The sequence below is a fragment of the Phycobacter azelaicus genome, assembly GCF_014884385.1.
GTDB classification, from domain to species: Bacteria; Pseudomonadota; Alphaproteobacteria; order Rhodobacterales; family Rhodobacteraceae; genus Phycobacter; species Phycobacter azelaicus.
In genome coordinates this window covers 1,619,127-1,642,035 of the sequence record NZ_WKFH01000003.1, presented here as the reverse complement: position 1 = coordinate 1,642,035, position 22,909 = coordinate 1,619,127, and the positions used below count along the sequence as shown (strand labels likewise).

General features: G+C 60.5%; 28 protein-coding genes. 10 read left to right on the top strand and 18 right to left on the bottom strand.

Annotation, left to right across the window (positions count from 1 at the left end):
* Positions 1-64 precede the first annotated feature (64 nt).
* Positions 65-1,237, top strand: a complete 1,173-nt coding sequence (locus tag INS80_RS08885) for a lytic murein transglycosylase (protein WP_192965288.1) — start codon at positions 65-67, stop codon at positions 1,235-1,237.
* Here the strand turns inward: INS80_RS08885 and INS80_RS08880 are convergent.
* From INS80_RS08880 to INS80_RS08860, 5 genes are all read right to left on the bottom strand, one after another.
* Positions 1,234-1,593 (bottom strand): hypothetical protein, encoded by a 360-nt coding sequence (locus INS80_RS08880; RefSeq protein WP_192965287.1) that lies wholly within the window; start codon positions 1,591-1,593, stop codon positions 1,234-1,236. The two genes, INS80_RS08885 and INS80_RS08880, sit on opposite strands and share 4 nt — an antisense overlap.
* 89 nt (positions 1,594-1,682) lie before the next feature.
* Positions 1,683-2,147 (bottom strand): YbjN domain-containing protein, encoded by a 465-nt coding sequence (locus INS80_RS08875; RefSeq protein ID WP_192965286.1) that lies wholly within the window; start codon positions 2,145-2,147, stop codon positions 1,683-1,685.
* Positions 2,148-2,276: 129 nt separating this feature from the next.
* Positions 2,277-5,732 (bottom strand): chromosome segregation SMC family protein, encoded by a 3,456-nt coding sequence (locus INS80_RS08870; RefSeq protein WP_192965285.1) that lies wholly within the window; start codon positions 5,730-5,732, stop codon positions 2,277-2,279.
* Positions 5,733-5,887: 155 nt separating this feature from the next.
* Positions 5,888-6,175 (bottom strand): hypothetical protein, encoded by a 288-nt coding sequence (locus INS80_RS08865; protein WP_192965284.1) that lies wholly within the window; start codon positions 6,173-6,175, stop codon positions 5,888-5,890.
* 50 nt (positions 6,176-6,225) lie between these two features.
* Positions 6,226-7,479, bottom strand: a complete 1,254-nt coding sequence (locus INS80_RS08860) for an aminotransferase-like domain-containing protein (protein WP_192965283.1) — start codon at positions 7,477-7,479, stop codon at positions 6,226-6,228.
* 199 nt (positions 7,480-7,678) lie between these two features.
* On the opposite strand from INS80_RS08860, the gene INS80_RS08855 reads away from it, so the two are divergent.
* A complete protein-coding gene (locus INS80_RS08855; protein WP_192965282.1) occupies positions 7,679-8,449 on the top strand; it encodes a FadR/GntR family transcriptional regulator in 771 nt (256 codons plus the stop codon).
* 20 nt (positions 8,450-8,469) lie between these two features.
* On the opposite strand, the gene INS80_RS08850 is transcribed toward INS80_RS08855, so the two are convergent.
* The 7 genes from INS80_RS08850 to INS80_RS08820 form a co-directional block, all read right to left on the bottom strand.
* Positions 8,470-8,838, bottom strand: coding sequence for a CZB domain-containing protein (locus INS80_RS08850; RefSeq protein WP_226892748.1), 369 nt, complete (start codon positions 8,836-8,838; stop codon positions 8,470-8,472).
* Between the two features lie 506 nt (positions 8,839-9,344).
* Positions 9,345-9,902 (bottom strand): F0F1 ATP synthase subunit B, encoded by a 558-nt coding sequence (locus INS80_RS08845; protein ID WP_192965280.1) that lies wholly within the window; start codon positions 9,900-9,902, stop codon positions 9,345-9,347.
* 4 nt (positions 9,903-9,906) lie between these two features.
* The gene (locus tag INS80_RS08840; RefSeq protein ID WP_192965279.1) at positions 9,907-10,434 is read right to left on the bottom strand and encodes a F0F1 ATP synthase subunit B'; all 528 of its coding nucleotides are present in this window, start codon (positions 10,432-10,434) and stop codon (positions 9,907-9,909) included.
* 85 nt (positions 10,435-10,519) lie between these two features.
* Complete coding sequence (locus INS80_RS08835; RefSeq protein WP_008205040.1) at positions 10,520-10,756, bottom strand: F0F1 ATP synthase subunit C; 237 nt, start codon at positions 10,754-10,756, stop codon at positions 10,520-10,522.
* A gap of 83 nt (positions 10,757-10,839) precedes the next feature.
* On the bottom strand, positions 10,840-11,640 hold the full coding sequence (locus tag INS80_RS08830) for a F0F1 ATP synthase subunit A (RefSeq protein WP_192965278.1): 801 nt from the start codon (positions 11,638-11,640) through the stop codon (positions 10,840-10,842).
* Positions 11,641-11,680: 40 nt separating this feature from the next.
* Complete coding sequence (locus INS80_RS08825) at positions 11,681-12,025, bottom strand: AtpZ/AtpI family protein (protein WP_192967239.1); 345 nt, start codon at positions 12,023-12,025, stop codon at positions 11,681-11,683.
* Positions 12,026-12,220: 195 nt separating this feature from the next.
* Entirely contained in the window at positions 12,221-13,117 is an 897-nt protein-coding gene (locus INS80_RS08820) for a DMT family transporter (protein ID WP_192965277.1), read from the bottom strand.
* Between the two features lie 91 nt (positions 13,118-13,208).
* Here INS80_RS08820 and INS80_RS08815 point away from each other — a divergent pair, with 91 nt between their 5' ends.
* Positions 13,209-13,553: an ArsR/SmtB family transcription factor gene (locus INS80_RS08815; RefSeq protein ID WP_192965276.1), complete on the top strand. Its 345-nt coding sequence runs from the start codon at positions 13,209-13,211 to the stop codon at positions 13,551-13,553.
* Positions 13,554-13,559: 6 nt separating this feature from the next.
* Here the strand turns inward: INS80_RS08815 and INS80_RS08810 are convergent, their stop codons facing one another.
* Both INS80_RS08810 and INS80_RS08805 read right to left on the bottom strand, forming a co-directional pair.
* The gene (locus INS80_RS08810) at positions 13,560-14,471 is read right to left on the bottom strand and encodes a DMT family transporter (RefSeq protein ID WP_192965275.1); all 912 of its coding nucleotides are present in this window, start codon (positions 14,469-14,471) and stop codon (positions 13,560-13,562) included.
* Positions 14,459-15,337: a LysR family transcriptional regulator gene (locus INS80_RS08805; protein WP_192965274.1), complete on the bottom strand. Its 879-nt coding sequence runs from the start codon at positions 15,335-15,337 to the stop codon at positions 14,459-14,461. Before INS80_RS08805 ends, INS80_RS08810 begins: the two co-directional genes overlap by 13 nt.
* Before the next feature lie 142 nt (positions 15,338-15,479).
* On the opposite strand from INS80_RS08805, the gene INS80_RS08800 reads away from it, so the two are divergent.
* The gene (locus INS80_RS08800) at positions 15,480-16,061 is read left to right on the top strand and encodes an FMN-dependent NADH-azoreductase (RefSeq protein ID WP_192965273.1); all 582 of its coding nucleotides are present in this window, start codon (positions 15,480-15,482) and stop codon (positions 16,059-16,061) included.
* Positions 16,062-16,145: 84 nt separating this feature from the next.
* Here INS80_RS08800 and rpiB read toward each other — a convergent pair whose 3' ends face one another.
* From rpiB to INS80_RS08785, 3 genes are all read right to left on the bottom strand, one after another.
* The gene (gene rpiB, locus INS80_RS08795; protein ID WP_192965272.1) at positions 16,146-16,595 is read right to left on the bottom strand and encodes a ribose 5-phosphate isomerase B; all 450 of its coding nucleotides are present in this window, start codon (positions 16,593-16,595) and stop codon (positions 16,146-16,148) included.
* Between the two features lie 51 nt (positions 16,596-16,646).
* On the bottom strand, positions 16,647-17,174 hold the full coding sequence (locus tag INS80_RS08790; RefSeq protein WP_192967238.1) for a prolyl-tRNA synthetase associated domain-containing protein: 528 nt from the start codon (positions 17,172-17,174) through the stop codon (positions 16,647-16,649).
* Positions 17,175-17,274: 100 nt separating this feature from the next.
* Positions 17,275-18,000 carry a hypothetical protein gene (locus tag INS80_RS08785; protein WP_192965271.1) on the bottom strand — a complete coding sequence of 242 codons (726 nt, stop codon included), beginning with the start codon at positions 17,998-18,000 and terminating at the stop codon, positions 17,275-17,277.
* A 339-nt stretch (positions 18,001-18,339) separates the two neighbouring features.
* On the opposite strand from INS80_RS08785, the gene ffh reads away from it, so the two are divergent.
* The 6 genes from ffh (at position 18,340) to bluB (ending at position 22,457) form a co-directional block, all read left to right on the top strand.
* On the top strand, positions 18,340-19,878 hold the full coding sequence (gene ffh, locus INS80_RS08780; protein ID WP_192965270.1) for a signal recognition particle protein: 1,539 nt from the start codon (positions 18,340-18,342) through the stop codon (positions 19,876-19,878).
* 6 nt (positions 19,879-19,884) lie between these two features.
* On the top strand, positions 19,885-20,430 hold the full coding sequence (locus INS80_RS08775; RefSeq protein WP_192965269.1) for a GNAT family N-acetyltransferase: 546 nt from the start codon (positions 19,885-19,887) through the stop codon (positions 20,428-20,430).
* Positions 20,430-21,035: a GNAT family N-acetyltransferase gene (locus INS80_RS08770; RefSeq protein ID WP_192965268.1), complete on the top strand. Its 606-nt coding sequence runs from the start codon at positions 20,430-20,432 to the stop codon at positions 21,033-21,035. The genes INS80_RS08775 and INS80_RS08770 overlap by 1 nt, the downstream gene beginning before the upstream one ends.
* Positions 21,028-21,336 (top strand): chorismate mutase, encoded by a 309-nt coding sequence (locus INS80_RS08765; RefSeq protein ID WP_192965267.1) that lies wholly within the window; start codon positions 21,028-21,030, stop codon positions 21,334-21,336. The genes INS80_RS08770 and INS80_RS08765 overlap by 8 nt, the downstream gene beginning before the upstream one ends.
* An 82-nt stretch (positions 21,337-21,418) precedes the next feature.
* The gene (gene rpsP, locus INS80_RS08760) at positions 21,419-21,796 is read left to right on the top strand and encodes a 30S ribosomal protein S16 (protein WP_192965266.1); all 378 of its coding nucleotides are present in this window, start codon (positions 21,419-21,421) and stop codon (positions 21,794-21,796) included.
* Between the two features lie 4 nt (positions 21,797-21,800).
* A complete protein-coding gene (bluB, locus tag INS80_RS08755; protein ID WP_192965265.1) occupies positions 21,801-22,457 on the top strand; it encodes a 5,6-dimethylbenzimidazole synthase in 657 nt (218 codons plus the stop codon).
* On the opposite strand, the gene INS80_RS08750 is transcribed toward bluB, so the two are convergent.
* Entirely contained in the window at positions 22,454-22,897 is a 444-nt protein-coding gene (locus INS80_RS08750) for a hypothetical protein (protein ID WP_192965264.1), read from the bottom strand. The two genes, bluB and INS80_RS08750, sit on opposite strands and share 4 nt — an antisense overlap.
* Between the last annotated feature and the right edge of the window lie 12 nt (positions 22,898-22,909).

Genomic DNA, 22,909 nt, shown 5'->3' with positions numbered 1-22,909 from the left:
GGGGACAAAGCCTCTTGATACGGTTTCTTGATGGCGCCTTCTGTCTAGAAAGGACACCGAACGCATGCGTAAACTGGCCCTTTCCCTTGCCGCATCCGTGTTGTTCCCTGTAGGCGCCATGGCGCAATGCGGCGGCAGTTTCTCCGATTTCGTGAAAGGACTGAAACAGGAGGCCGTCACCGCCGGGTTTGACCCCGCCACCGTGAACGCCTTTTTCAAAGGCACCCAACAGGACCCCAAGGTTCTGCGCGCGGACCGGGCACAAGGGGTATTCCAAAAGCCCTTCATCGAGTTTTCGCGCCGCCTCATTTCCCAGAACCGGATCGACCGCGGCCGGACCATGTCGAAGAAATACGACAGCATCTTCCGGCGGATCGAAAACACCTATGGCATTGATCGCGGTGTCCTTCTGGCCTTTTGGGCGTTTGAGACCGACTACGGCGCTTTCCAGGGGGATTTCAACACCCGCAACGCGCTGGTGACGCTAGCCCATGACTGCCGTCGCCCCGCGCTGTTCCGCCCGCAGATCTTTGCCGCGCTTGAGCTGTTCTCCCATGGCGATTTTGACCCCGTCCGCACCACCGGCGCCTGGGCCGGAGAGATCGGCATGGTGCAGATGCTGCCCCGCGACATCCTCGACAATGGCGTTGATGCGGATGGCGACGGTCATGTGACACTCAAGACCTCAGCTCCCGATGCGCTGATGTCCGGGGCCAAGATGCTGTCTCACCTAGGCTGGCGCCCGAACGAGCCATGGATACAGGAAGTGCGCTTGCCCAACGGCATCGATCTGTCGCTCACCGGGCCTGCGCAAAAGCTGCCCGTCACCGACTGGTCCCGTATGGGCGTTGCCCCGCGGGAAGGGCAGCTGCCGGATCCGGCAACACCGGCCTCGCTGATCCTGCCACAGGGGCACAAGGGGCCTGCCTTCCTCGCCTATCCCAATTTCGACGTCTATTTCGAATGGAACCAGAGCTTTACCTATGTGATGACCGCCGCCTATTTCGCCACCCGGCTGGAAGGCGCGGCGGTTTATGACGCAGGAAAGCCCGATCAGGGGCTGAGCGGCGCGCAGATGAAGCAGCTGCAAACGAAACTCCAGGCCATGGGCCATGACGTGGGCGATATCGACGGCATTCTTGGCGCCAAAACCCGGATCGCGGTGCAAGCGGAACAGAAACGCCTTGGCCTGCCAGCCGACGCCTGGCCCACTCCAACGCTGCTCAACCGGCTCTAACGAACGGGATAACGCTCTCCTGTTTCGGTAATCAGCACCACGCGATTTCCGCTGTGAACATAAAGATCGCAGCGGGAAAAACCGTTCACGAAATCGATGCAGACGCTTCCGTCCGGTGCCAGGTTATAGCTGCCCCAACGGGTGCCTCCGCCATTTGCGGCCGAATAGGTGTAGGAGTAGGCTCCGTTGGCGCCGAAAGCCGCCTCTCCGTCATCATAAAAGACAAACGACTGCCCCGGCAGAGCCGCAAGTTCATCCGCGTCAAAAGGCCGATCCGTCTGGCGCAACGTCCAGTCCGCAGCAAGAACACTGACCGGACAGAGAAACAGGATTGATGCAACAAGATTACGTCTCATTCACGTATCCTACCCCGGATACTCCGCAGGGAGGTGTCACGATCTGGTGACGCCGCCCTGACCTGAACAAAACTCTTTTGTGCCTCGGCTTACCAGCCGATGAACTCTTCAAAGTCCTTCATGGCGCGCGACCACATGGACACTTGGCGGGCGAAGTCATCGGCGCTTATTCCGTCGCGCCCCATGAAAATGTCCATTTCGATCCGGGCGGAGCCTTCGGCAGAAACATAGCTGCGGGCAAAGCGGTTCTCCATGTTCCATTCGTTGATCGTGGAGAGCCGTACGGCCCCATCGGTCTGGTAGCCAGAGAAGAACTGCACCGCATCACAGTTCCTGTTGTCCTCACAGCCGTAGTAATAGACCGAGAACTCGCTGCCGTAGTAATCGACGCGCAGTTTGGGATCGCCCACGTTGTCGGTTGTGGTTTCAACCTCAGCACCTTCCTCAAGGAAGAACCGCGCCAAGCTCTGCCCATCCGACGCATAGACGTTTTCAGCCTGCGCCGCCAAGGGGCACAACAAAAGGGTCGCGGCAAGGGGTTTCGCTAGATGCATGAGGGCTCTCCTTTGGACTTTGTTCAAAGACTAAGCTTCGACTGTCCTTGGCACAAGAAATTCCCCAATCATGTAAGGGGGAGTTTCCTCTCACTCGGCTCAGGACAGAACCCAAGGTCGGCAAATGCGTCACGCCACCAGCGCTTCGGCCTTCTTCAGATCAACCGAGACTAGCTGGCTGACGCCCTTTTCCTGCATGGTGACGCCGAACAGCCGGTCCATGCGCGCCATGGTCACGGCGTGGTGGGTGATGATTAGAAAGCGCGTGTCTGTCTGGCGGCACATCTCGTCCAGAAGATCACAGAACCGGGTGACATTGGCATCATCCAGCGGCGCATCCACCTCGTCGAGTACGCAGATCGGCGCCGGGTTCGACAGGAAGACCGCAAAGATCAGCGCCATGGCGGTCAGCGTCTGCTCCCCGCCTGAGAGCAAGGACAGGGTCGACAGTTTCTTGCCTGGCGGCTGGCACATGATCTCAAGCCCTGCATCCAGGGGATCGTCGCTTTCGACCATCACCAGGTTCGCCTCGCCGCCACCGAAAAGATGGGTGAACAGCATGGCGAAACTGGCGTTGACCTGTTCAAACGCCGTCAGCAGCCGCTCGCGCCCTTCGCGGTTGAGGCTGGCAATGCCACTGCGCAGTGTCTTTACCGCCTCTTCCAGATCATGCTTTTCAGAGACCAGCTCATCGTGTTCCGTCTGGATTTCGCGGGCATCCTCTTCGGCGCGCAGGTTCACCGCCCCAAGCGCATCGCGCTGTCGCTTGTGACGGGACACCTCCGCCTCCAGCACCTCAGCCGAGGGCATTTGATCCGGGTCTGTATCGAGCTGTTCAAGCAAAGCCTGCGGAGCGCAATTCTGTTCCTCGGCGATCCGCTCGGCGGCATGGGCCACGGTTTCCCGCGCGGCTTCAAACCGTGCCTCGGAGCCTGCACGCGCCTCGCGTGCCTCTGACGCCAGGCGCTCGCAGTCACGTTCGGCCTGAACCGCCTCGCGCAGCACACCTTCGGCAGCGACCAGCGCATCCGTGGCTGTCGCCTTGCGGGCCTCGGCCTCTTCAATGGCTTCGTTCAGCTCTTCGCGCTTTTCGGAAATCTCGGCAGGGACCGCATGGGCGTCTTCCAGTTCCTCCTGCGACGCCTCGCGCCGCTCGGCCAGTTCTTCAATCCGCCGCTCTGCGGTCTCCAGCCGATGACGCCAGCCCGACAGTTCCTTGGTGACCTGCTGCGCACGTTTGGTGCGCGCCTCGCCCTCGCGGCGCAGCTCGTCATGAGACGAGCGATGCGTCAGCATGGTAATCCGGGCCGCTTCGACCTGCTGCTTGATCTCCTCGACAAGGCTGCGCGCCTCATCGAGATCGCCAAGTTCGGACAAAGCCTTTTCCGCCTCACTCAGTTGCAGGCGCGCGGCCATGGCGTCTTCATCATGGCGGGCCACTGCGATCCCAAGGGTTTCCAGCTTACCCTCGGCCATATTGCGTTCGGCCTCGGCGCGGCTCAGTGCGCGAGCGGCATCCGCGACGCGCTGATCGGCAGCGCGGCGGGCCTGGCGTGCCAGTTGGTCCGCCTGAGAAACCTCTTCCAGTTTGCGTAGCAACGTCTCATGGGCCGCACGGGCGCCGTCGGCGCGAGCGCCAACCCGCTCAAGATCCTGCTTCAGCGCTTCCAGCCGGTTGAGCTGCTCAAGCCGTAGGGCCGCGGCACTGGGCGCATCCTCGGCCCATGCGCGATAACCATCCCAGCGCCAGAGGTCCCCTTCAAGCGTGACAAGCCGCTGTCCCGGCTTCAAATGCGCCTGCAAACCGCGCGCAGCATCCCCTTCGACAAGGCCGATCTGACCAATGCGTCGCGCCAGAGCCTCTGGCCCTGAGACGTATTTCGCCAGCGGCTCAACTCCATCCGGCAAGGGTGCATCCCGGTCATAGCCAGCAAGCGTGACCCAACCCGTCGGGCCGTCTACATCCGCCAAAGGCGCGCGCAGATCGTCAGCCAGAGCCGCACCCAGAGCCTTCTCGTAGCCAGGTGTCACGCTCAGCTCATCAAGAATCTGACCACCCTCGGCCGTGTCCCGCTCCACCAGTTTGGCAAGCGCGGTGACCTCGGCACGCAGGGTGCCCAGCTCTCCTTCGGCTTCGGAACGCTGCGAGCGGGCCTCGGTCTCACGCTCCTGAGTATCGGTGCGTAGCTCATCGGCAGCAGCCAGAGCGTCTTCGGCTGCTTCTGCTGCTTCGCGAGCGTCTTCCTCGGCGGCAACAGCAGCCTCAAACCGCTCTTGGGACTGCTCAAGCGCCTCCTGTGCCATCTCCTGCGCGGCACGAGATTTCTCTCCCTCCTCGCTCGCCCGGGTCAGCGCCCGCTGGCAATCCTCAACCAAACGGCGAGCAGACTGGTGACGCGCGGCAAGACGGGCCACATCCTCGGTCACCTGCGACAAGTGCTCTTCGCGTGCCTCAAGGATCTGCCCCGCATCACGCGCCAGCTCGGCCGCTTCGGAAAGTCGGTCGTCGTGCCCTTCGCTGGCCTTGGCCAGCTCGCGCTGCTCCCATTCGAGGCGTTCGATGGTTTCTCCGGCGTCACGGTTCAGACCGCCCTCGCGTTCGATGTCATTGCCAAGCTGCTGGATGCGAGAGGTCAGCCGCTCAATCGCCTGCCGTGCCTGCGCCTCCTGATCGCTCAGCGCATCGCGCTGGACCACAAGCCGCTGCAGGATCGCGGCCGCGATGGCCTCTTCTTCACGCAGGGGCGGCAGGGCCTCTTCGTCCCTGGCGCGTTTTTCACCCGCGGCACGGCTCAGCGCTTCGGCCTTGGCCGCCTGTGTAATGCGAATGCGCAGGTCTTCCTCGGCAGCCTGGCGGGCATCATCTGCCTCGCGCCAGCGGCGATAAAGCAACATGCCCTCGGCAAGGCGCAGTTTCTCACCTATGTCACGGTAGCGCTGCGCCTGTTTCGCCTGCCGCGCCAGTTGCGACAATTGCCCGGCCAGTTGTTCGATCACATCGTCAACGCGCAACAGGTTCTGTTCGGTGTTCTTGAGCTTCAGCTCGGCTTCATGACGACGCTGGTAGAGGCCAGAGATGCCCGCCGCTTCCTCCAGGATCCGCCGACGGGCCTTGGGCTTGGCGTTGATCAACTCGGAAATCTGTCCCTGCCGCACCAGCGCGGGCGAGTGCGCGCCTGTCGAGGCATCGGCAAACAGCATCTGCACATCGCGTGCGCGCACATCCTTGCCGTTGGATTTGTAGGCGCTGCCCACATCACGGGTGATACGGCGTACGATCTCCAACTGATCACTGTCGTTGAACCCCGAAGGTGCCAGCCGGTCGCTGTTGTCGATCTGCAGGCTCACCTCGGCGAAGTTGCGCGCCGACCGGGAAGAGGTGCCGGCAAAAATCACGTCCTCCATGCCGCCACCGCGCATGGCGCGGGCGCGTGTCTCTCCCATCACCCAGCGCAGCGCTTCCAAAAGGTTCGACTTGCCACAGCCATTGGGCCCGACAACGCCGGTCAGCCCATCCGCGATGATCAGATCAGTCGGATCGACAAAGCTTTTGAAACCGTTGAGCCTGAGTTTGGAAAAACGCAAAGCTGCCCCTTTGTGATTCTTGTGCCCGAAATCTCAGCAGGTTCTAAGGCTATGAGTCAACGCCGCAGCCCCCAAATCAGGCAAGATGGCAGCCCAGGGCCACTATATCTTGTGGATAACCCCGCCATCATAGCCGCTGTGGGCCGACAAAGGCCTTACGGGCAGCTCAGACGCCCCAATAGAACTGCCTGATCCCCCATAACCCAATCCACGTCACAGCCGCTGGCCAGCGCCATTGCGCGGCTGGCTCTTTGCCGCAGGGGGCCAAGACGAGGCGCGTACTGCGGGTTCACACGGATGGCTTCAACCAGTGTTCCCCGTCGCCGCAGATCGAAGGTGCTGCCTTCGACCGTCACACGCACCGGCTCAATCCCCTGAAAATGAGAGCTGGACACAGCGCAGCCCATAGGCAAACAACACAAGGCAATGATCACTGCGCGCATGGGCGGCCTCATCTCAAACCCCGCTCCGACAAGAGCGGATCAGAGGCACATCATACCATCTGGGCCGCCTGCTGCCGAGTCCACGCCGGCGCCGATAGAACATCCGATATCAAACGCCCCAGCCTCGCGATCCCCTCTTCGATTTCGGCTTCATCCAGCACCGAAAAACTGAGCCGCAGTGTGTTTGCGCCGCCACCATCGGCAAAGAAAGCCTGTCCTGGCACAAAGGCCACCTTCACAGTCTCGAGCGATCGCGCCAACAACTCCGCACTGTCGATACCTGCCGGGAGAGTGACCCAGACGAACATGCCACCCTCGGGCCGGGTCCAGTGTACACCGGACGGCATATGCTGCTGGAGCGCGCCCAGCATTGCATCGCGGCGTTCTTTATATGCCCTGCGCACGGTCTCCACGTGGCTGTCAAATATCTGCCGCGCAACGGTATTCACGGCCATCTGGTTCACCGTCGCAGAGTGCAGGTCGGCCGCCTGTTTGATTAGCACCATTTGTGAAATCACCGGCTTGGCCGCAACTACCCAGCCGACACGCAGCCCGGGCGAGAGCGTCTTGGAAAACGAACCGCAGTAGACCGTTCGACAGTCTTCGATGGATCCTTTCCGGGACAATTCCATTGCGAGGATCGGCAACACCGGGTCGCCATCATAGCGCAGGTCCTGATAGGCACCGTCTTCGATCACAGCGCAGTCCAGATCCTCGGCCATGTCCAGAAGGCGCGTGCGCGCCGCGCTGCTGACGGTCCGTCCGGTGGGGTTGGCAAAATCCGAGGACAGGTAGGCGAATTTGATCTCACTTTTCACCGCGCCAGCTTCGTCCCCGTAGCTTTGGACGGTGCGGTTGCCCTCGAGACTGAGTTGGTCGTATCTCGGCTCATAGGCGTTGAAGGCAGCTAGGGCACCCAGATACGTCGGCGCCGTCACCAGGGCGGTATCGCCGGGCGAGAGGAACAGCTTTCCGATGTAGTCGAGCGCCTGCTGCGAGCCGGACGTGACCAGGATGTTGTCTGGTGTGCAAGCGACCCCAAGCCGCGCCATGCGATCGACGATCCATTCCTTCAAGGGCAGATAACCCTCGCTGACAGAATACTGCAGGGACTGTGCTTGCCGATCACCGGATAAGGCCTGCTGAAAGGCCGCGCCAAAAGCATCGGTGGGGAACAGGGCCGGATCCGGGATGCCCCCCGCGAAGGACAGAATACCTGGCTGGTCCAGCAGCTTGAGCAACTCCCGGATTTCCGAGGCCTTCATGCGCAACGCGCGGCTGGCAAAAATCTCTTTCAATGACATGGCGGTCTCCCGGATACGAGTCGTTCCAGAGAGTATGATTCTGGCTCTTAAGTCAACAAAGCTGACCTATTATTACAGAATAGTGATGCCTGCTTTGCATATATTGCGAAGCGCTTGCGGGCTTGCACGGGCTGTGGTCATATGATTTGACCAATCCAGACCGCTCTTTCACCAAAAAGACGCAAGGCCAGAGACCAAGATGCCCTTTCAAAAAGTTCAGCCTGAAAAGCTCTCCACCTCAGTCGTGCGTCAGATCGAGCAGCTGATCCTGCGCGGCGTCCTGTCGCCGGGAGAGCGTCTTCCGCCAGAACGGGAGCTTGCCGAACGCCTTGGCGTTTCCCGCCCGTCCCTGCGTGAAGCGATTGCCGAACTGCAGGAGCGGGGTCTTCTGGCCTCCAAGGCGGGGTCCGGGGTCTTTGTGGGAGATGTCCTCGGCTCGGCCTTTTCCCCTGCGTTGGTGCAGCTCTTTTCGAGCCACGATGAGGCGGTCTTTGATTACCTGTCATTCAGGCGCGACATGGAAGGGCTGGCGGCGGAACGGGCCGCGCGGCTTGGGTCAGATGATGATCTCAAGGTGATCCAGACCATTTTCGACAAGATGGAAGCTGCAGGAAATCCGGCGGAATCCGAAGAGGCGGCCCAGCTTGATGCGCAATTTCATTCGGCCATCATGGATGCCAGCCATAACGTCATCATGCTGCACATGATGCGATCAATGATCGACCTGTTGCGGGAAGGCGTGTTTTACAATCGGAAGGTCATGTTCCAGCAATACACCACTTACGAGGCGATCCTGGAGCAGCATCGTGCCATCAACACCGCTCTGCAAGCCCGCGACCCGGCCGCGGCCCGCAACGCAGTCGAACAGCACCTGGACTATGTCAAACAGGCGCTGATGGACCATCAACGGGCCGAGCGGAATGCCGACGTGGCACGCCAGCGTCTTGAACATGAGAAAAGCAAGTCCTGAGCGGAATCTTTCGCTATCGGCTATTTCAGGCTCTTGCGCCAATCGATCATCGCTTTGCCCAAGCTTGCCGATATCTTCTGAAAATCTGGCCCGTTCAGGAGTTCCGAGGCCGTATCCCCCAAACCATTCTCCACGCATTTGGCAACATGGCCCGCAGCCTTGTGAAACCGCGCATGGGCAGCAACAACAGCGGCATATTCGGGAGAAGAACTTGTTTCCGGGTCGGCTTGAAGATCCTGCAGCCATTTTCCAAAGCTGCAGAGATCGTCGCGCGAGATGTGCTCGGCTGGATCTCTGAGGCGTCCATGCGCAACGGCGTCTTTCAACTGCTGTTTCCAGCACCCATGCGCACCCATTGCGTCTTTGATCTGCTTGTCCAGACCTTCCATACTCACGCCCGTGCCTCTGCAATATTCACTTGACCGTCATATTAGCGAGTCGGAGTGAAAGCGGGGTTACGATGGGCTTGTGGACTCTGCCGGAGATCAGGCGTGCGAGAAATCCGGCAAAAAGTCATATCCACTCACAGTCGCACTACGCTTGCTCTCGCGGCCGCCGGTCAGTTTCCCAATGCAATAGGTTGCAATCACACGCCCAGTTCCGTTTGCACAGACGGGAGGTTTGATACTGAGCCCTTCAAACGCAGATCCCAGAGGGCCGTCGCAGGCGCATGCCTCACGGGGTGCTGTTTGGATCATATCGGGCCTCCATGACTATTAGCTCATTGGAGTGTACCCCACTTTGGCCACCCCGGCAGCAGCACCAAAGCCCAAGCGAATGTACCCTTCGGTGAGGATACCTATCCATAAGGACTAGAGGCCGTGCTCTGCTCGCTGCCACAAAAAAACCCGGCCGCCTGGGCCGGGTTCTTTTTGGATATAAGATCTGATGCGGTTCAGTGCAGCTTGGCGTCCACATCCGCGATGGCTGCGTCGATCAGCTTGTTCGCTTCGGTCGCGGTCATCTGCTTTGCAATCACCTGATCGGCGGCTGCAACGGCGATGGTGATCGCCTGATCGCGGACTTCCTTTACGGCCGAAGCCTCAGCAGATGCGATCTGCTCTTCGGCTGCGGCCAGACGGCGCGCAATCGACTTTTCCAGATCGACCTTGGCCTCGGCAGCCGCTTTTTCAGCGTCTTCACGGGCCGCTGCCACGATGCGATCCGCCTGGGCCTGAACTTCCTGCTGTTTGCGCTCATAAGAGGCCAGAATGGTCTGAGCCTCTTCACGCAGAGCGCGGGCTTCGTCCAACTCTTTCTGGATGCCTTCAGCGCGCGCGTCGAGTTGGCCGCCGATCAAGGTCGGGACCTTGACATAGAGCAGGATGCCAATGAACAGGATGAAGGCCAGCGCAACAACCAGATTGGTGTTGGACAGATCCATGCCACCACCGGCAGCAAAAGCAGGCGACGTGGCGCCAAGGGTCAGGGCAATTGCCAGTACTGTGCGCATGTCCTTATCCTTTCATCCGCTCGTCGACCGCAGCCGAGATGGCTTTTGCGTCAGCCTTGCCGCCCAGGGCTGCAACCAGCGCCTCAGCAGTGTCGTTGGCCACGGTCTTGACGCTTTCCAGCGCACCGGCCTTGATTTCGGCAATCGCCTTTTCAGACTCGGCGGCCTTGTCGGCGATCTGCGCATCCGCCTTGGCGATGGCTTCGTTCAGATCGGCCTGAATTTCAGCGCGGGCCTCGGCAGCGATACGCTGCGCCTCGGCGCGGGCGTCGGCCAGGGCCTTGTTATATGCATTTTCGGCCTCGACCGCCTTGGCTTTAAGATCTTCAGCCGCGGCGAGGTCATTGGTGATCGTTCCCTGGCGTTCAGCCAGTACCGCCGCGATGCGGGGCAGGGCTACGCGCGACAGGATGAGGTAGATCACGACCAGCGCAACGGCGAGCCAGAAAATCTGGTTTCCGAAGGTCGAGAAATCCAGTTGCGGCATAGCGGAGCCGCCGCCGTGGGCTGCCTCTTGCGTATTTGATGCCATGTCGTTCTCCTTGGGAACTTGCCGTTACACCGGGCAGCGCGAGGTTTCGCACCGCCCGGCCGTAAGGATTGAGGTTCCTGAGGTCTTAGACAGCGAACATCAGCAGCAGAGCGACCAGGAACGAGAAGATGCCCAGGGCTTCTGCAAACGCGATGCCGATGAAGAGGGTTGCGGTCTGGCCGGCAGCTGCCGACGGGTTGCGCAGAGCGCCTGCCAGGAAGTTGCCAGCAACGTGGCCCACACCGATTGCGGCTGCGCCGGAACCGATTGCTGCCAGGCCTGCGCCGATGAACTGACCGAGTTGTGCGATATCGCCTTCCATGATTTCTCTCCTTACGATGGAATTGGTGATTTAGGGTCGCGGGAGGGCCACCTGGCCCGCCCGGATGAGGGGTCTATCCTGCCTTAGTGGCTCGGGTGCAGTGCGTCCTTGAGGTACACGCAGGTCAGGATGGTGAACACATAGGCCTGGATGAAGGCCACGAGGACTTCGAGAGCGTAGACTGCGGTGATGGCAAAGATCGGCAGGAAGCTGAATGCGCCCAGAGCGGCGGCAAAACCTGCGAACACCTTCAGAACCGCGTGGCCAGCCATGACGTTACCAGCAAGACGAATGCTGTGGCTGACGGGGCGCACGAAGTAGGAAATAAGCTCGATGATGGCCAGGATGGGGCGCAGCGGAAGCGGCGCGCTCGACACCCAGAACAGGCCGAGGAAACCGGCACCATTCTTGACGAAGCCGACGATGGTCACGGTGAAGAAGACCAGCGCGGCCAGAACGGCGGTCACGGCAATGTGCGAGGTGGTGGTGAAGGAGCCGGGGATCAGGCCCAGGAAGTTCGCCATCACGATGAACATGAACAGGGTCATGATGTAGGGGAAGAACTTCACACCGTCCTTGCCGGCAACGTCCTCAACCATCTTGTAGATGAAGCCATAGGCCAGTTCCGCAACCGACTGTGCGCGGCTCGGCACGATGGCGCGGCGCGAGGACCCCAGAACCAGCAGGGCAAAGACCGCGACGATCGCCAGGCCCATCCACAGCGTCACGTTTGTGGGGGTGTACCACGCGATGTGATCGCCGAACAGCGGGGAAACCTTGAACTGATCCATCGGGTGGATCGCCAGCTCAGCATGCTCGGGCGCGAAAACGAACCCTGAGACGATGACCAGCGCCAGTGCCGCGAAAAAGAAAATCTTGCCCATCTGTCCGTGTCTCCTGTCGCCGAAAGCTGCCCGTTGGAGGTCAGTCCCGGTCTTGCGCATTTTTGTCGGCCTCTTCGGCCAGTTTCTCGTTCTGGATCTCCTGCGCCGTGCGAAGCATCGTCTTCACCCCGGCGGCAAGCCCCAGCAATATGAACAGCACCATGAAGATGGGCAGGGTTCCAAACAGCTGGTCCAGCCCGTATCCGATGCCAAAGCCGATCCCGAGACCGGCCACCAATTCGACCACCATCCGCCAGGCCTGGTTGGCCAGGGAGTAGTGTTCATCCGCGCGCGGCTTGGGCTCTTGGGCCTTACGCGCCTCTGCCAGTCTGGCCTCCAGCTGCGCCATGCGCTGCTTTTGGTCATCATCGGTCACGGGCGCCATCCTCACGCGAATTCCTAGGCAGCGTGCTAAGGCCAAGAGGCGAAGGAGTCAATTGCAAGGATGCAAGATTCAATAGTGGATCAACTCTCTGTTTTCAAACGATACTTATACTACGTCAGCCGACCGCGCCGCTCTGCCGCAGGGGCCGTGAGCGCCAAAGCTTGTTGGAATCCATATTCAACCGAAGGGTTGATTTTAGTAGACGGGCAGTTTTGTGAGCCGCCAGCGCAGGATCCGTCCGTCAATCAGCAGCAGCCCCAAAAGGATCGCTGCCATCCCCCACAGGTGCTCTGCGAGTAAGGTCTCCCCCAAGATCCAAGTGCCAAGAAACAACGCCGAAACCGGTGCGATCAGCGTGGGCAAGGTGATGTTGGTTGGTCCCACCTTTGGCAGGACCCAGTAGAACGCAATAAAGGCCGCTGAGGTCAGAACAAAGCCGATCATCACCAGCGATGCCCAGGTCTCTATTCGCGTGATGATCGGCACCCCCTCGCTCCACAACGCGACCGGCGCGATAGCCGCAGTCGACCCGGTCAGCGCGATAGCCACCAACACGACCGGCTCCATATCCCGAAAGCTGCGCGCGATATTGACAGAAAAGGCATAACACAATGGCGCACACAGGGTGATCAGCACCGCCCAAACTTCCGAAGATTGGCCGCTCTCCAGGATCGGCAGCGACAACAGAACAATGCCCAGGAACCCACAGAATACCCCCATAGACTTCAGCACTGTGGCCCGCTCACCACCAGGCCAGAAGTGGGATACCACAACCGCAAGGGCCGGTGTGGTCGCGTTGACGATACCCGCCACGCCACTGGCGATATGCTGCTGACCCAGCGCGTAAAAAGCAAATGGCCCGGCATAGCTGAGCGCACCGAAGCCAAACAGAGCCAGCCAGCGCCATACATTGACTGGAACGGTCTTGCGAGCTGCCAGCACGTAGATCCAGCAGCCCAACGCACCAAACCCGACCCGCCCCATGGACACAGACAGAGGACCCAGCTCGCGCAGCAGTATGGCGTTGAACATGAACGACATGCCCCAGCCGATACCCAGAGTGAAAATCACCGCCCAATAACGCAACGCCATGCCGACTGCTCCTTCAAAAATGCCTTGGACGGATCCATCGCAGCTTTTGCAGGATTGTCGACCCGCTTCCTGCCCTTTAGGAGTATCAGCCATGAGCGGCACCCTCGACACCGTCTTTTCTGCACTCGCCGACCCTACACGGCGGGCGATCCTGACCATGCTTCTTGAAGATGACATGGCGGTCACGGACGTGGCTGAACCATTCGAGATGTCGCTCGCGGCCATTTCCAAGCATCTTACCATCCTGACCCGCGCTGGCCTCATCGCGCAGGAAAAGCGGGGCCGGGTGAAATGGTGCAAGCTGCAACCGGACGCGCTGCGCGGCGCATCGGTCTGGATGCAGGGTTTTGGCCAGTTCGAGCCGGTGAATCTCGATGCCTTTGAACGCTTCCTTGCGTCCGAGCTGGATGGCGAAGAGGCAGACGCGCAGGAATAGGCGCGATCAGGTTGGGGCCCGAGCCGGTTTTGCGTCATCCTCCAGCAGCAGCACCAGTGCGATCACCGTAAGGGCGATGCCGACAAACAGCAGCCCCGAAGGCACCGGGCGTCCCAAGGCCACCTCCCAGACAATCACCCAGCTGGGCGTCAGGTAGGTATAGGCCATCACCTTGGCCGAGGGCAGATGCAACGTCGCAAACTGCAGCAGAACAAAGGTCGCTGCGCTGGCAAAGATCGCGAGATAGAACAGTCCGATCCAGACGATCCAGGGCAGGTGAAGCCAAGGGGTTGCGCGGATATCTCCCCAGCCAAAGATAGTCAGGATCACCGCGCCTGCGATCAGCATGCCAAAGGTAAAACTCACAGCAGGCTCACCCCGGTTCAACTTGCGCACCATTGGCGTGTAGATCGCATGAGACACACAGCCAAGGAAATAGATCATCTCCCCTTGTCCGATCTCGAATGCGACAAAGGCGGACCAATCGGCGCGGAAGATCACCCATAGCGCGCCGGTCGCCCCGATCGCCAGCGCCAGAGCCATGCGGGGAGTTGTCACCTGCCGCAAAAGGAACCAGCCGAAAAACCCACTCATCACGGGTGTGAGGGTGAAGACGGCCGAGGCGCTGACCGGATCGGCCGTCTGAAGGCCATAGAACATCAGCACAAAATAGGCCGCAAACAGGCCCCCCAGAACCAAAAAGCGCCAGGGCGCGTGAAAATGGCTGGCGCGAAACTTGCGGGTTCCAAGGGCGACCGCGCCAATGATAACCGCCGCCAAGGCAAATCGTGCCGCGTTGAGCGCAGCGGGTGCGATTTCGTTGGCCACCATCACGCCAAGCGAAAAAGACCCAGCCACCAGCGCGGAGAACAAGAGCATGGCCAGATGTCCCCTGAGGGCCGGCGTCAGGCCACCCATTCCTTGGACCTCTCTTTCAGGAATTTGAGGAAGCTCTGCACTTTGTTCGTGCGATGCAGATCCACATGAGTGACGAGCCACAGACTGCCTTCCCACTCTTTCAAAGGCTCCATCATCTGCACCAGGTTATCGTGGCGCGCCGCCTCCCACAGAGACAGGAAACCTATCCCTGCCCCGGCCAGCACCGCCTCCTGCATGGCAATCCCGTCGGTGCAGCGGAACATGATCGTCTCGGGTGTCGTATGCTCGCGCAGCCAGCGATAGAAAGGAGCGCGGCTGTTTTCATTGTCGCTGCTGACAAAGCGGTGATTGGGCAGGTCCTCCACTCCTTTCAGTGCGCCATATTGATCGACGTAGTCAGTGGTGGCAAACATACCGATCCGCTGGCTGAGGAAGGGCTGCACCACGTTGTCGGGCTGATCCGGCGCATTTCCGGCCCTCAGTGCCACATGGGCCTCGCCATACTCCAGGCGGAACAGACGCTCTCCGGTCAGGTAGCGGATGATCAGACCGGGATGCATCTTCTGGAACTCGGTCAGAACGGGCACCAATAGATGAGACATCGATGACAGCGAGGTGACGACAAGCTCGCCTGTCACCTCGTCCCCCTGCCCTTTGAGCCGCCCGGCCAGCTGGCTGAACTGATCATCCGTGGTCTGTGCGACCCGCAAGAGGTCCTGCCCCGCTTCAGTCGGCGTATACCCGCGGGCATGGCGCTGGAACAGCTTGACGCCGAGGCGCGCCTCGATCGCGTCGATATGGCGGATGACTGTGGCGTGATGAACGCCCAGCACTTCGGCCGCACCGCTGACTGTGCCCATGCGCGCGACCTGATAGGCCGTGCGCACTTCATCCCAATTTTCCATCCAGCTCTCCGTCCTAGAACAGCGCTAACCCGCCAAACATGTGCAAAATCGCGCACGTTCTGTGAAATATCGGCGATTGCGTTCAAAATTGCAATAACGCATCTGTTGTCTCAAGCTTCACCCCAGATCAGGACAAAACACAATGACCAAGACCGTATTGCACATCGACTCTTCCGCCCGCCGCACAGGATCTGTCTCCCGCGACCTGACCGCCCAGATCGTAGAGCGCCTTGGCGCTGCAGAGGTGATCCGCCGGGATCTGGCGACCCCGCTGCCGCTTCTGGATGAGACATGGATCAATGCCAACTTCACCCCGGCCGACCAGCGCAGCGATGAGCAGACACAACTGCTTGCGCAGTCTGACGCGCTGGTTGAGGAGCTGAAAGCGGCCGACACCCTGGTGATCGGCGCGCCGATCTACAACTTTTCCGTACCTGCCGGCCTCAAGGCCTGGATCGATCTGGTTGCACGTGTCGGTCTGACATTCACCTACACTGATCAGGGTCCGGTTGGTCTTCTGGAAGGCAAGCGCGCCATCATCGCCGTCGCGTCGGGCGGCACCGAGGCCGGATCGGCCATCGATTTCGCCACAGGCTACCTGCGCCACATGCTTGGCTTCATGGGCATCACCGAGGTTGAGATCGTCGCCGCCGACACCCTGGCCATCGACGAAGGCGCGGCGCTTGCCAAAGCGAAAGCCCAGATCGAAACTCTCGCGGCCTGATCATCTCCAAGCGCCATCACCCATGAACCAAGAGAGCCCCCGTCTTTCGGGGGCTCTTTGCTGTAGGTGGCCGATAACAAGAAATCAGGCCTCAATCGCCTTGATCATATCCACGCGGGTGCCGTGACGACCGCCTTCGAATTCTGCCCCGAGGAAAGCATCCACGATTTCCAGCGCCAGCGACTCCCCGATCACCCGGGCCCCGATCGACAGCATGTTTGCATCGTTATGCTCGCGGATCATACGGGCCGAGAAGGGATCAGCGCAGACGCCACAGCGGATCCCTTTGACCTTGTTCGCGGCCATCATGATGCCCTGCCCGGTGCCGCACAGGATGATGCCCAGCGCGCAATCGCCTGAGGCCACCTTGCGGGCAGCAGCTTCACCGTGCTTGGGATAGTGGGTGCTTTCCGGGGTGGTTGGCCCGATGTCGACCACCTCCCAGCCTTTGTCGGCGATATGCTTGGCGATAGCTTGCCGCATGTCGATGGCGGCGTGATCGCTGGACAGAACAATGCGTTTGTTGTCAGCCATTGGGCGGTCTTCCTTTATGGTTGCTGTGGCGCCTGCTGAAGGCACCCTGAGTTAGATCCAGTTCACATCGACCCCAATCCGGTCGAAAAAGCTCAGCACGTCAGCACGCGCCATCACTACGGTGCGGTCATTCACAAGGGGGTGCATGCAGATAACATCCGCGTCCTGCACCGCACGGTCAAAATGGAAGATCACGCCTTTTTCGACGCCAGTGATCATCGCAAGCGGGCTAACAGCACCGGGGCGAATGCCAAGGAACTCCATCAACCGATCTGCCGAGCCAAAGCTGAGACCCGGAGCGCCGATCTCCTGACCCAGCGCTTTCAGATCGATCTCGCGGTCCTGCTCGACCGAGATCAGATAGTTGCGTTTCTTCCGATCTCGCAGATAAAGGTTCTTGATCCGCAGCGCGGAAACGCCCGGGACCTCCATCTCAGCTTCGACCGTTTTGGCATCCTCCACCGTGCGCAGGGGAACATGTTCATAAAGCGTGTAGGCCAGCCCCCATTCATCCAGCTGCGCCAGCAGCGCATCGGAGGATACGGGCAAACTCTCCTGGTTGAGCGACGATGCATCCATGGCAAGCGTTCCATCCGCAAGTCTGTGATAGCCGCCATGTGCCAGAGAATGCCCCTGCTCGGCAATGCGGTTCTGCCCGGATCGGGTGAAATTCGCAGGATCAGCTTCCGACCATGGCAAGTTCAGGCTCGAAACAGCGCAACCATGCGGCATCCACCCGCGCGATGGCTCCTGCGTCAAAACGGTCCATTTCAGTCCAGTAGCGGCCCGATGGGACAAGATAGCCAAGCGCCTCTTCCTGAGCCAATGCCTCTGCAACATCCGCTTGGCAGAACTCTGACGCTTGAGCGGTGGACACACTGTCCAGAGTGCGTCGCTGATATGGCAAGACACTCTCTTTGGTGCTGAGATTGACCATGGCGCATTCCTGACGGGCCGCGAAATACTCCAGTCGGCGCGCCTTGGCCGGAAGGTTTGCCAGCGTCACATCATCCCGCAGCGGATCCGCTGTACCTGTCCCGTAAAAATGCGTCTGCCCTGCTGCCGGATAGACCATGTCACAGCCGAAATAGCACAGGCGGCTTGGGTTTAGCGCGTGCAGCGCCCAGTAGCCTGCGGTAAAGGCCATGGTTCCCCCCGCGTAGACAAACCCGCCATAGGCGTTTTGCGCGGGCACGTAGTCCTCGGCGGTGACGACATACTGGTCCGGCCGGATCTTGGTCGGGCGCCTGTCTTCGGGAAAGTCTTCCGGATAGATCAAGTGACTCCAGTCGGACCGGATGCGCCAGGCATTGTTGATCACGACCACATGATCAAAAGCCTCACGCGGCCAGTCTGCCGCTTGCACCGCATAAGGCGCGCTGCCAAGAATCAAAACGCTGGTCAATTCTTCATCCCCACTGCAAACCGCCGCCCTGTCAGAGTGAGTTTGGGGCGCTGAGCGCGCATTGCCAGATATTTTCACCCAAACGGCAGCCTTTTCTCTAACCTTGTCCGTCAAAAAGGCACCGACCCTGCCGCCCTGCTCTTGCCAAGCTTGACTCGCGGGTAGGAACAGGATAGCCCGCATCCAAATTCCGGGAGCATCATGTCTTCCGGTCCCCGCCCATTGCCGGGGATCGCCCTCCACCAGCGTGTTACGCCCGTGGGGGCATTTGTGCATGGGCGTCATGGTCCCTACATGTGGGGCAGGAAACCGAAACCGGCTCAAAGGAGGCCGCAAGGCATGTTTGAAAATCTATCCGAACGCCTTTCCGGTGTATTTGACCGGCTGACCAAACAAGGCGCCCTGTCCGAGGAAGACGTCAAGACCGCCCTGCGCGAGGTGCGCGTCGCCCTGCTGGAAGCAGACGTTTCACTGCCCGTGGCGCGCGACTTCGTCAAAAAGGTGCAGGACCAGGCCACCGGTCAGGCCGTAACCAAATCGGTCACCCCCGGCCAGCAGGTCGTCAAGATTGTGCACGATGCGCTGGTCGACACCCTGCGCGGTGAAGGCGATCCGGGTACGCTCAAGATCGACAACCCGCCCGCGCCGATCCTGATGGTCGGCCTGCAGGGCTCGGGTAAGACCACCACCACCGGTAAGCTGGCCAAGCGGCTGAAGGAAAAAGAGGGCAAAAAGGTCCTGATGGCCTCGCTCGACGTCTATCGCCCGGCGGCGATGGATCAGCTAGCCGTGCTGGGCACCCAGATCGGTGTCGACACCCTGCCAATCGTGCCCGGCCAGAAACCCGTCGACATCGCCAAGCGCGCCAAGCAGCAGGCGGCTCTTGGCGGTTATGATGTCTACATGCTCGATACCGCAGGCCGTCTGCAAATCGACGAAGTCCTCATGCAGGAAGTCGAAGACGTGCGCGATGTGGTTTCCCCGCGGGAAACCCTGCTGGTGGTCGACGGTCTGACCGGTCAGGTGGCGGTCGAGGTCGCAGAGGAATTCGACGCCAAGATCGGAATCTCGGGCGTGGTCCTCACCCGGATGGACGGCGACGGGCGCGGCGGTGCGGCGCTGTCGATGCGCGCGGTCACCGGCAAGCCGATCCGCTTTGTCGGCCTTGGCGAAAAGATGGATGCCATCGAGACCTTCGAGCCGGACCGGATCGCGGGCCGTATCCTCGGCATGGGCGACATCGTGGCCCTGGTCGAGAAGGCGCAGGAAACCATCGAGGCCGAACAGGCCGAAAAGATGATGAAGCGCATGATGAAGGGTCATTTCAATATGAATGACCTGAAGATGCAGCTTGAACAGATGCTCCAGATGGGCGGCATGCAGGGCATGATGTCGATGATGCCCGGTATGGCCAAGATGGCCAAACAGGTCGAAGATTCCGGCATGGACGACAAGGTGCTCAAGCGCCAGATCGCCATGATCCAGTCGATGACCAAGAAGGAACGCGCCAACCCCGCATTGCTGCAGGCGTCGCGCAAAAAACGCATCGCGGCAGGCTCTGGCATGGAGGTTTCGGACCTCAACAAGCTTCTGAAGATGCACCGCCAGATGGCGGATGTGATGAAGAAGATGGGCAAGATGGGCAAAGGCAAGATGCTCAAACAGGCCATGAAAGGCATGTTCAGCAAAGGCGGAGGTATGCCCGAAATGGCGGGCGGCCTGCCCGGCGGCATGGACCCCAGCCAGCTTGACCCCAAGGCGATGGAGGCCGCGGCCAAGGCGCTTGGCGGCAAGGGCGGTCTGCCCGGCGGCCTGCCGGGACTGGGTGGCATGGGCGGTCTGCCCGGTGGCCTGTCTGGTTTTGGGAAGAAGAAGTAACAGCCCATGACCGTGACCATCCCCATCATCGAGACCGAACGCCTGATACTGCGCGCCCCTGCGCTGTCGGATTTCGACACTATGTGCGACTTCTACGCCTCCGATCGCGCAACCTACGTGGGTGGGCAGATGAAGCCCGAGCAGGTCTGGCGGCACCTGGCCTGCGAGATCGGCCATTGGCAGATGCTGGGCTATGGCCGCTGGAGCGTGGATGAGAAATCCTCCGGCAAGCTGGCAGGCAATATCGGTCTCTGGAACCCTCATGGCTGGCCCGAGCCGGAAATCGGCTGGGATCTGTTCGAAGGCTTTGGCGGCAAGGGTTACGCGACCGAGGCGGCCATTGCCGCGCGCTCCTATGCCTATGACGTTCTGGGCTGGGAGACCGCGATCAGCCTGGTGCATCCGGAAAACCACGCCTCCCGCGCGGTAGCAAAACGTCTTGGCGCGCAGCGCGGTGAGGATTACACGCATCCCCGCTTTGGCACGCTTGAGCTGTGGCGGCACCTGTCTCCGGCAGAGGTATCGGACGGTGGTATGGAGGCCTATGCATAATGCCCGCCTCCTCCATCCCCACCATCGAGACCAAGCGCCTGATCCTGCGCGGCCCCGAAGCCGAGGACTACCCGGATTTCAAGGCGACCTTTTCGTCCTATCGCTCACGCTTCATGGGCGGGCCGCTAAATACTTACGAGGCCTGGATGCTTTATGCCGCTGAAATGGGGCATTGGCAGATCCGCGGCTTTGGCATGTGGATGATCCACGATAAAATCACGGATGAGACCTACGGCATGGCCGGCGGCTGGAAACCCGCGGGCTGGCCCGAGCGTGAGATTGCTTGGATCATCTGGCCCGACAAGGCCGGCAAGGGCTACGCATTGGAGGCCACCAGCGCCGCGCGTCGATACTTCTACGACGAATTGGGCTGGGACGGGGCGGTCAGCTACATCGACCCCAAGAACCTCGATTCCATCCGTCTGGCGGAACGTCTTGGCGCCAAGAAAGATAATGACGCCGAGACCATCGACGGTAGCGATGCGGTCTACCGGCACCCTTCGCCCGAAGCGCTAAAGGGCAGCCAGCTTGCGCATGGGATCGAGATGGAAATCAGCCACTACGCCGACCCGCTGTTCAAACCGAAAGGATGGGCCATTGACTGATACGACACGCGATGATGTGGCCCGCGCCGCCGAAGTGCTGAAAGGGCACCGCGAAAGCATCGACCGGCTGGACGCTATTCTTGTCTACACCCTTGGCGAACGCTTCAAGCACACTCAGGCGGTGGGCAAGCTGAAAGCCCAGCACGACCTTCCCCCGTCCGATCCGGCCCGCGAGGCAAAGCAGATCGCACGGCTCGAAGACCTGGCGAAACAGGCAGATCTGGACCCTGAATTCGCCAAGGCGTTCTTGAACTTCATCATTGATGAGGTCATTCGCCACCACAAGAAACACCAGGAATGATCCTCCCCGATCCCCTGGAGCACGAAACTGAATGAAATAACCGGGTCCGTCCCGGTCAACGCCATCAAAGGAGACTGAACCCATGGCAATGAAAATCCGTCTGGCCCGCGGCGGCTCGAAAAAGCGTCCCTTCTACCGCATCGTGGCTGCTGACAGCCGCATGCCCCGTGACGGCCGCTTCATCGAGAAGCTCGGCACCTACAACCCGCTGCTGCCGAAAGACAGCGAAGAGCGCGTGAAAATGGACGTCGACGCGATCAAGGCATGGCTCGACAAGGGCGCCCAGCCCACCGACCGCGTGTCCCGCATGCTGGAAGCCGCTGGCGTTCTGGAAAAGAAAGAGCGCAACAACCCGCAGAAAGCCCAGCCCGGCAAGAAAGCCCAGGAACGCGCTGAAGAAAAAGCCGCCAAGGCTGCCGAAGCTGCTGACGAAGCAGAAGCGCCCGCAGACGCGGAATAAGACCATGACGCTGCGGGATACCGGCAACGAGGGCGCTTTTCCCGAAGGCTTCCGCAGCGAATTGGACCGGTTGATGCGATTGCGGCGTGATGTGCGCCGCTTCCGCACTGACCCAGTGGATGAGGCAGTGCTTGCGCGCTGCCTTTCTGCTTTCTCGATGGCCCCCTCGGTGGGCCTGAGCGAGCCCTGGCGTATTTTGCGCATTCAAAGCGAAAACGCCCGAGCTGCGGCTTTGCAAAATTTTCAACAAGCAAATGCCGAAGCGCTGAAGGGCTATTCGGGTCCGCAGGCTGAACGCTATGCCGGGCTCAAACTGTCGGGCATGCGCGAAGCACCCGTGCAGATGGCGGTCTACTGCGACGACACCACCCCCAAGGGAAGCGGCCTTGGCGCGGGCACCATGCCCGAGATGCGCCGCTATTCCGTGGTCTCGGCCATCACGCTGTTCTGGCTAGCCTTGCGCGCCGAAGGGCTGGGGTTGGGCTGGGTTTCCGTGCTGGACCCCGTGCAGCTGAACCGGGATCTGAACGCCCCAGAAAGCTGGCAGCTGATCGGATATTTCTGCATCGGCCATCCGGAAGTTACCGAGGATGACACGCCGGAACTGGAACAGAAAGGCTGGGAGCGCCGCGCGAGCGCTCTGTTGATCGAACCGCGTTAGGCCTGTTCTGGTACAACAACGACCCTGACGCCGCTCAGAAGCTCCTCAATCGATGCCGCCTCCAGCCCGAGCCATGCCAGGCAGGCCCTCTGATCCGCGCTGACTTCTACCTCAAGATTTCCACGCATGGCTGACGCGGTCTGATACATGCGCGCAAGACCAAAACTAAGATCCGTAGGTGCCCAGATCGCCGATCGCAGGGTTCTTTCCTCGTTTCCGAGCCGTTCGGACGTGAGGCGAGCCACGTTACTGAGATCCGCGAAACGGACATCCATGTCGGTCACAAGGCTCATGTCGTCAAAGGTGGACCCCATATCAGAGTAGCCTTCGATACCGTTGAGAGCTTCTGCAACACGAGGTAGATCGGAAACGGAGAAGCTCCCGCGATACTGAATATAGGCCAAATCAAGATGGGGCAGCACCGAAACGGCAATCTGCATTGCAAACCTCTT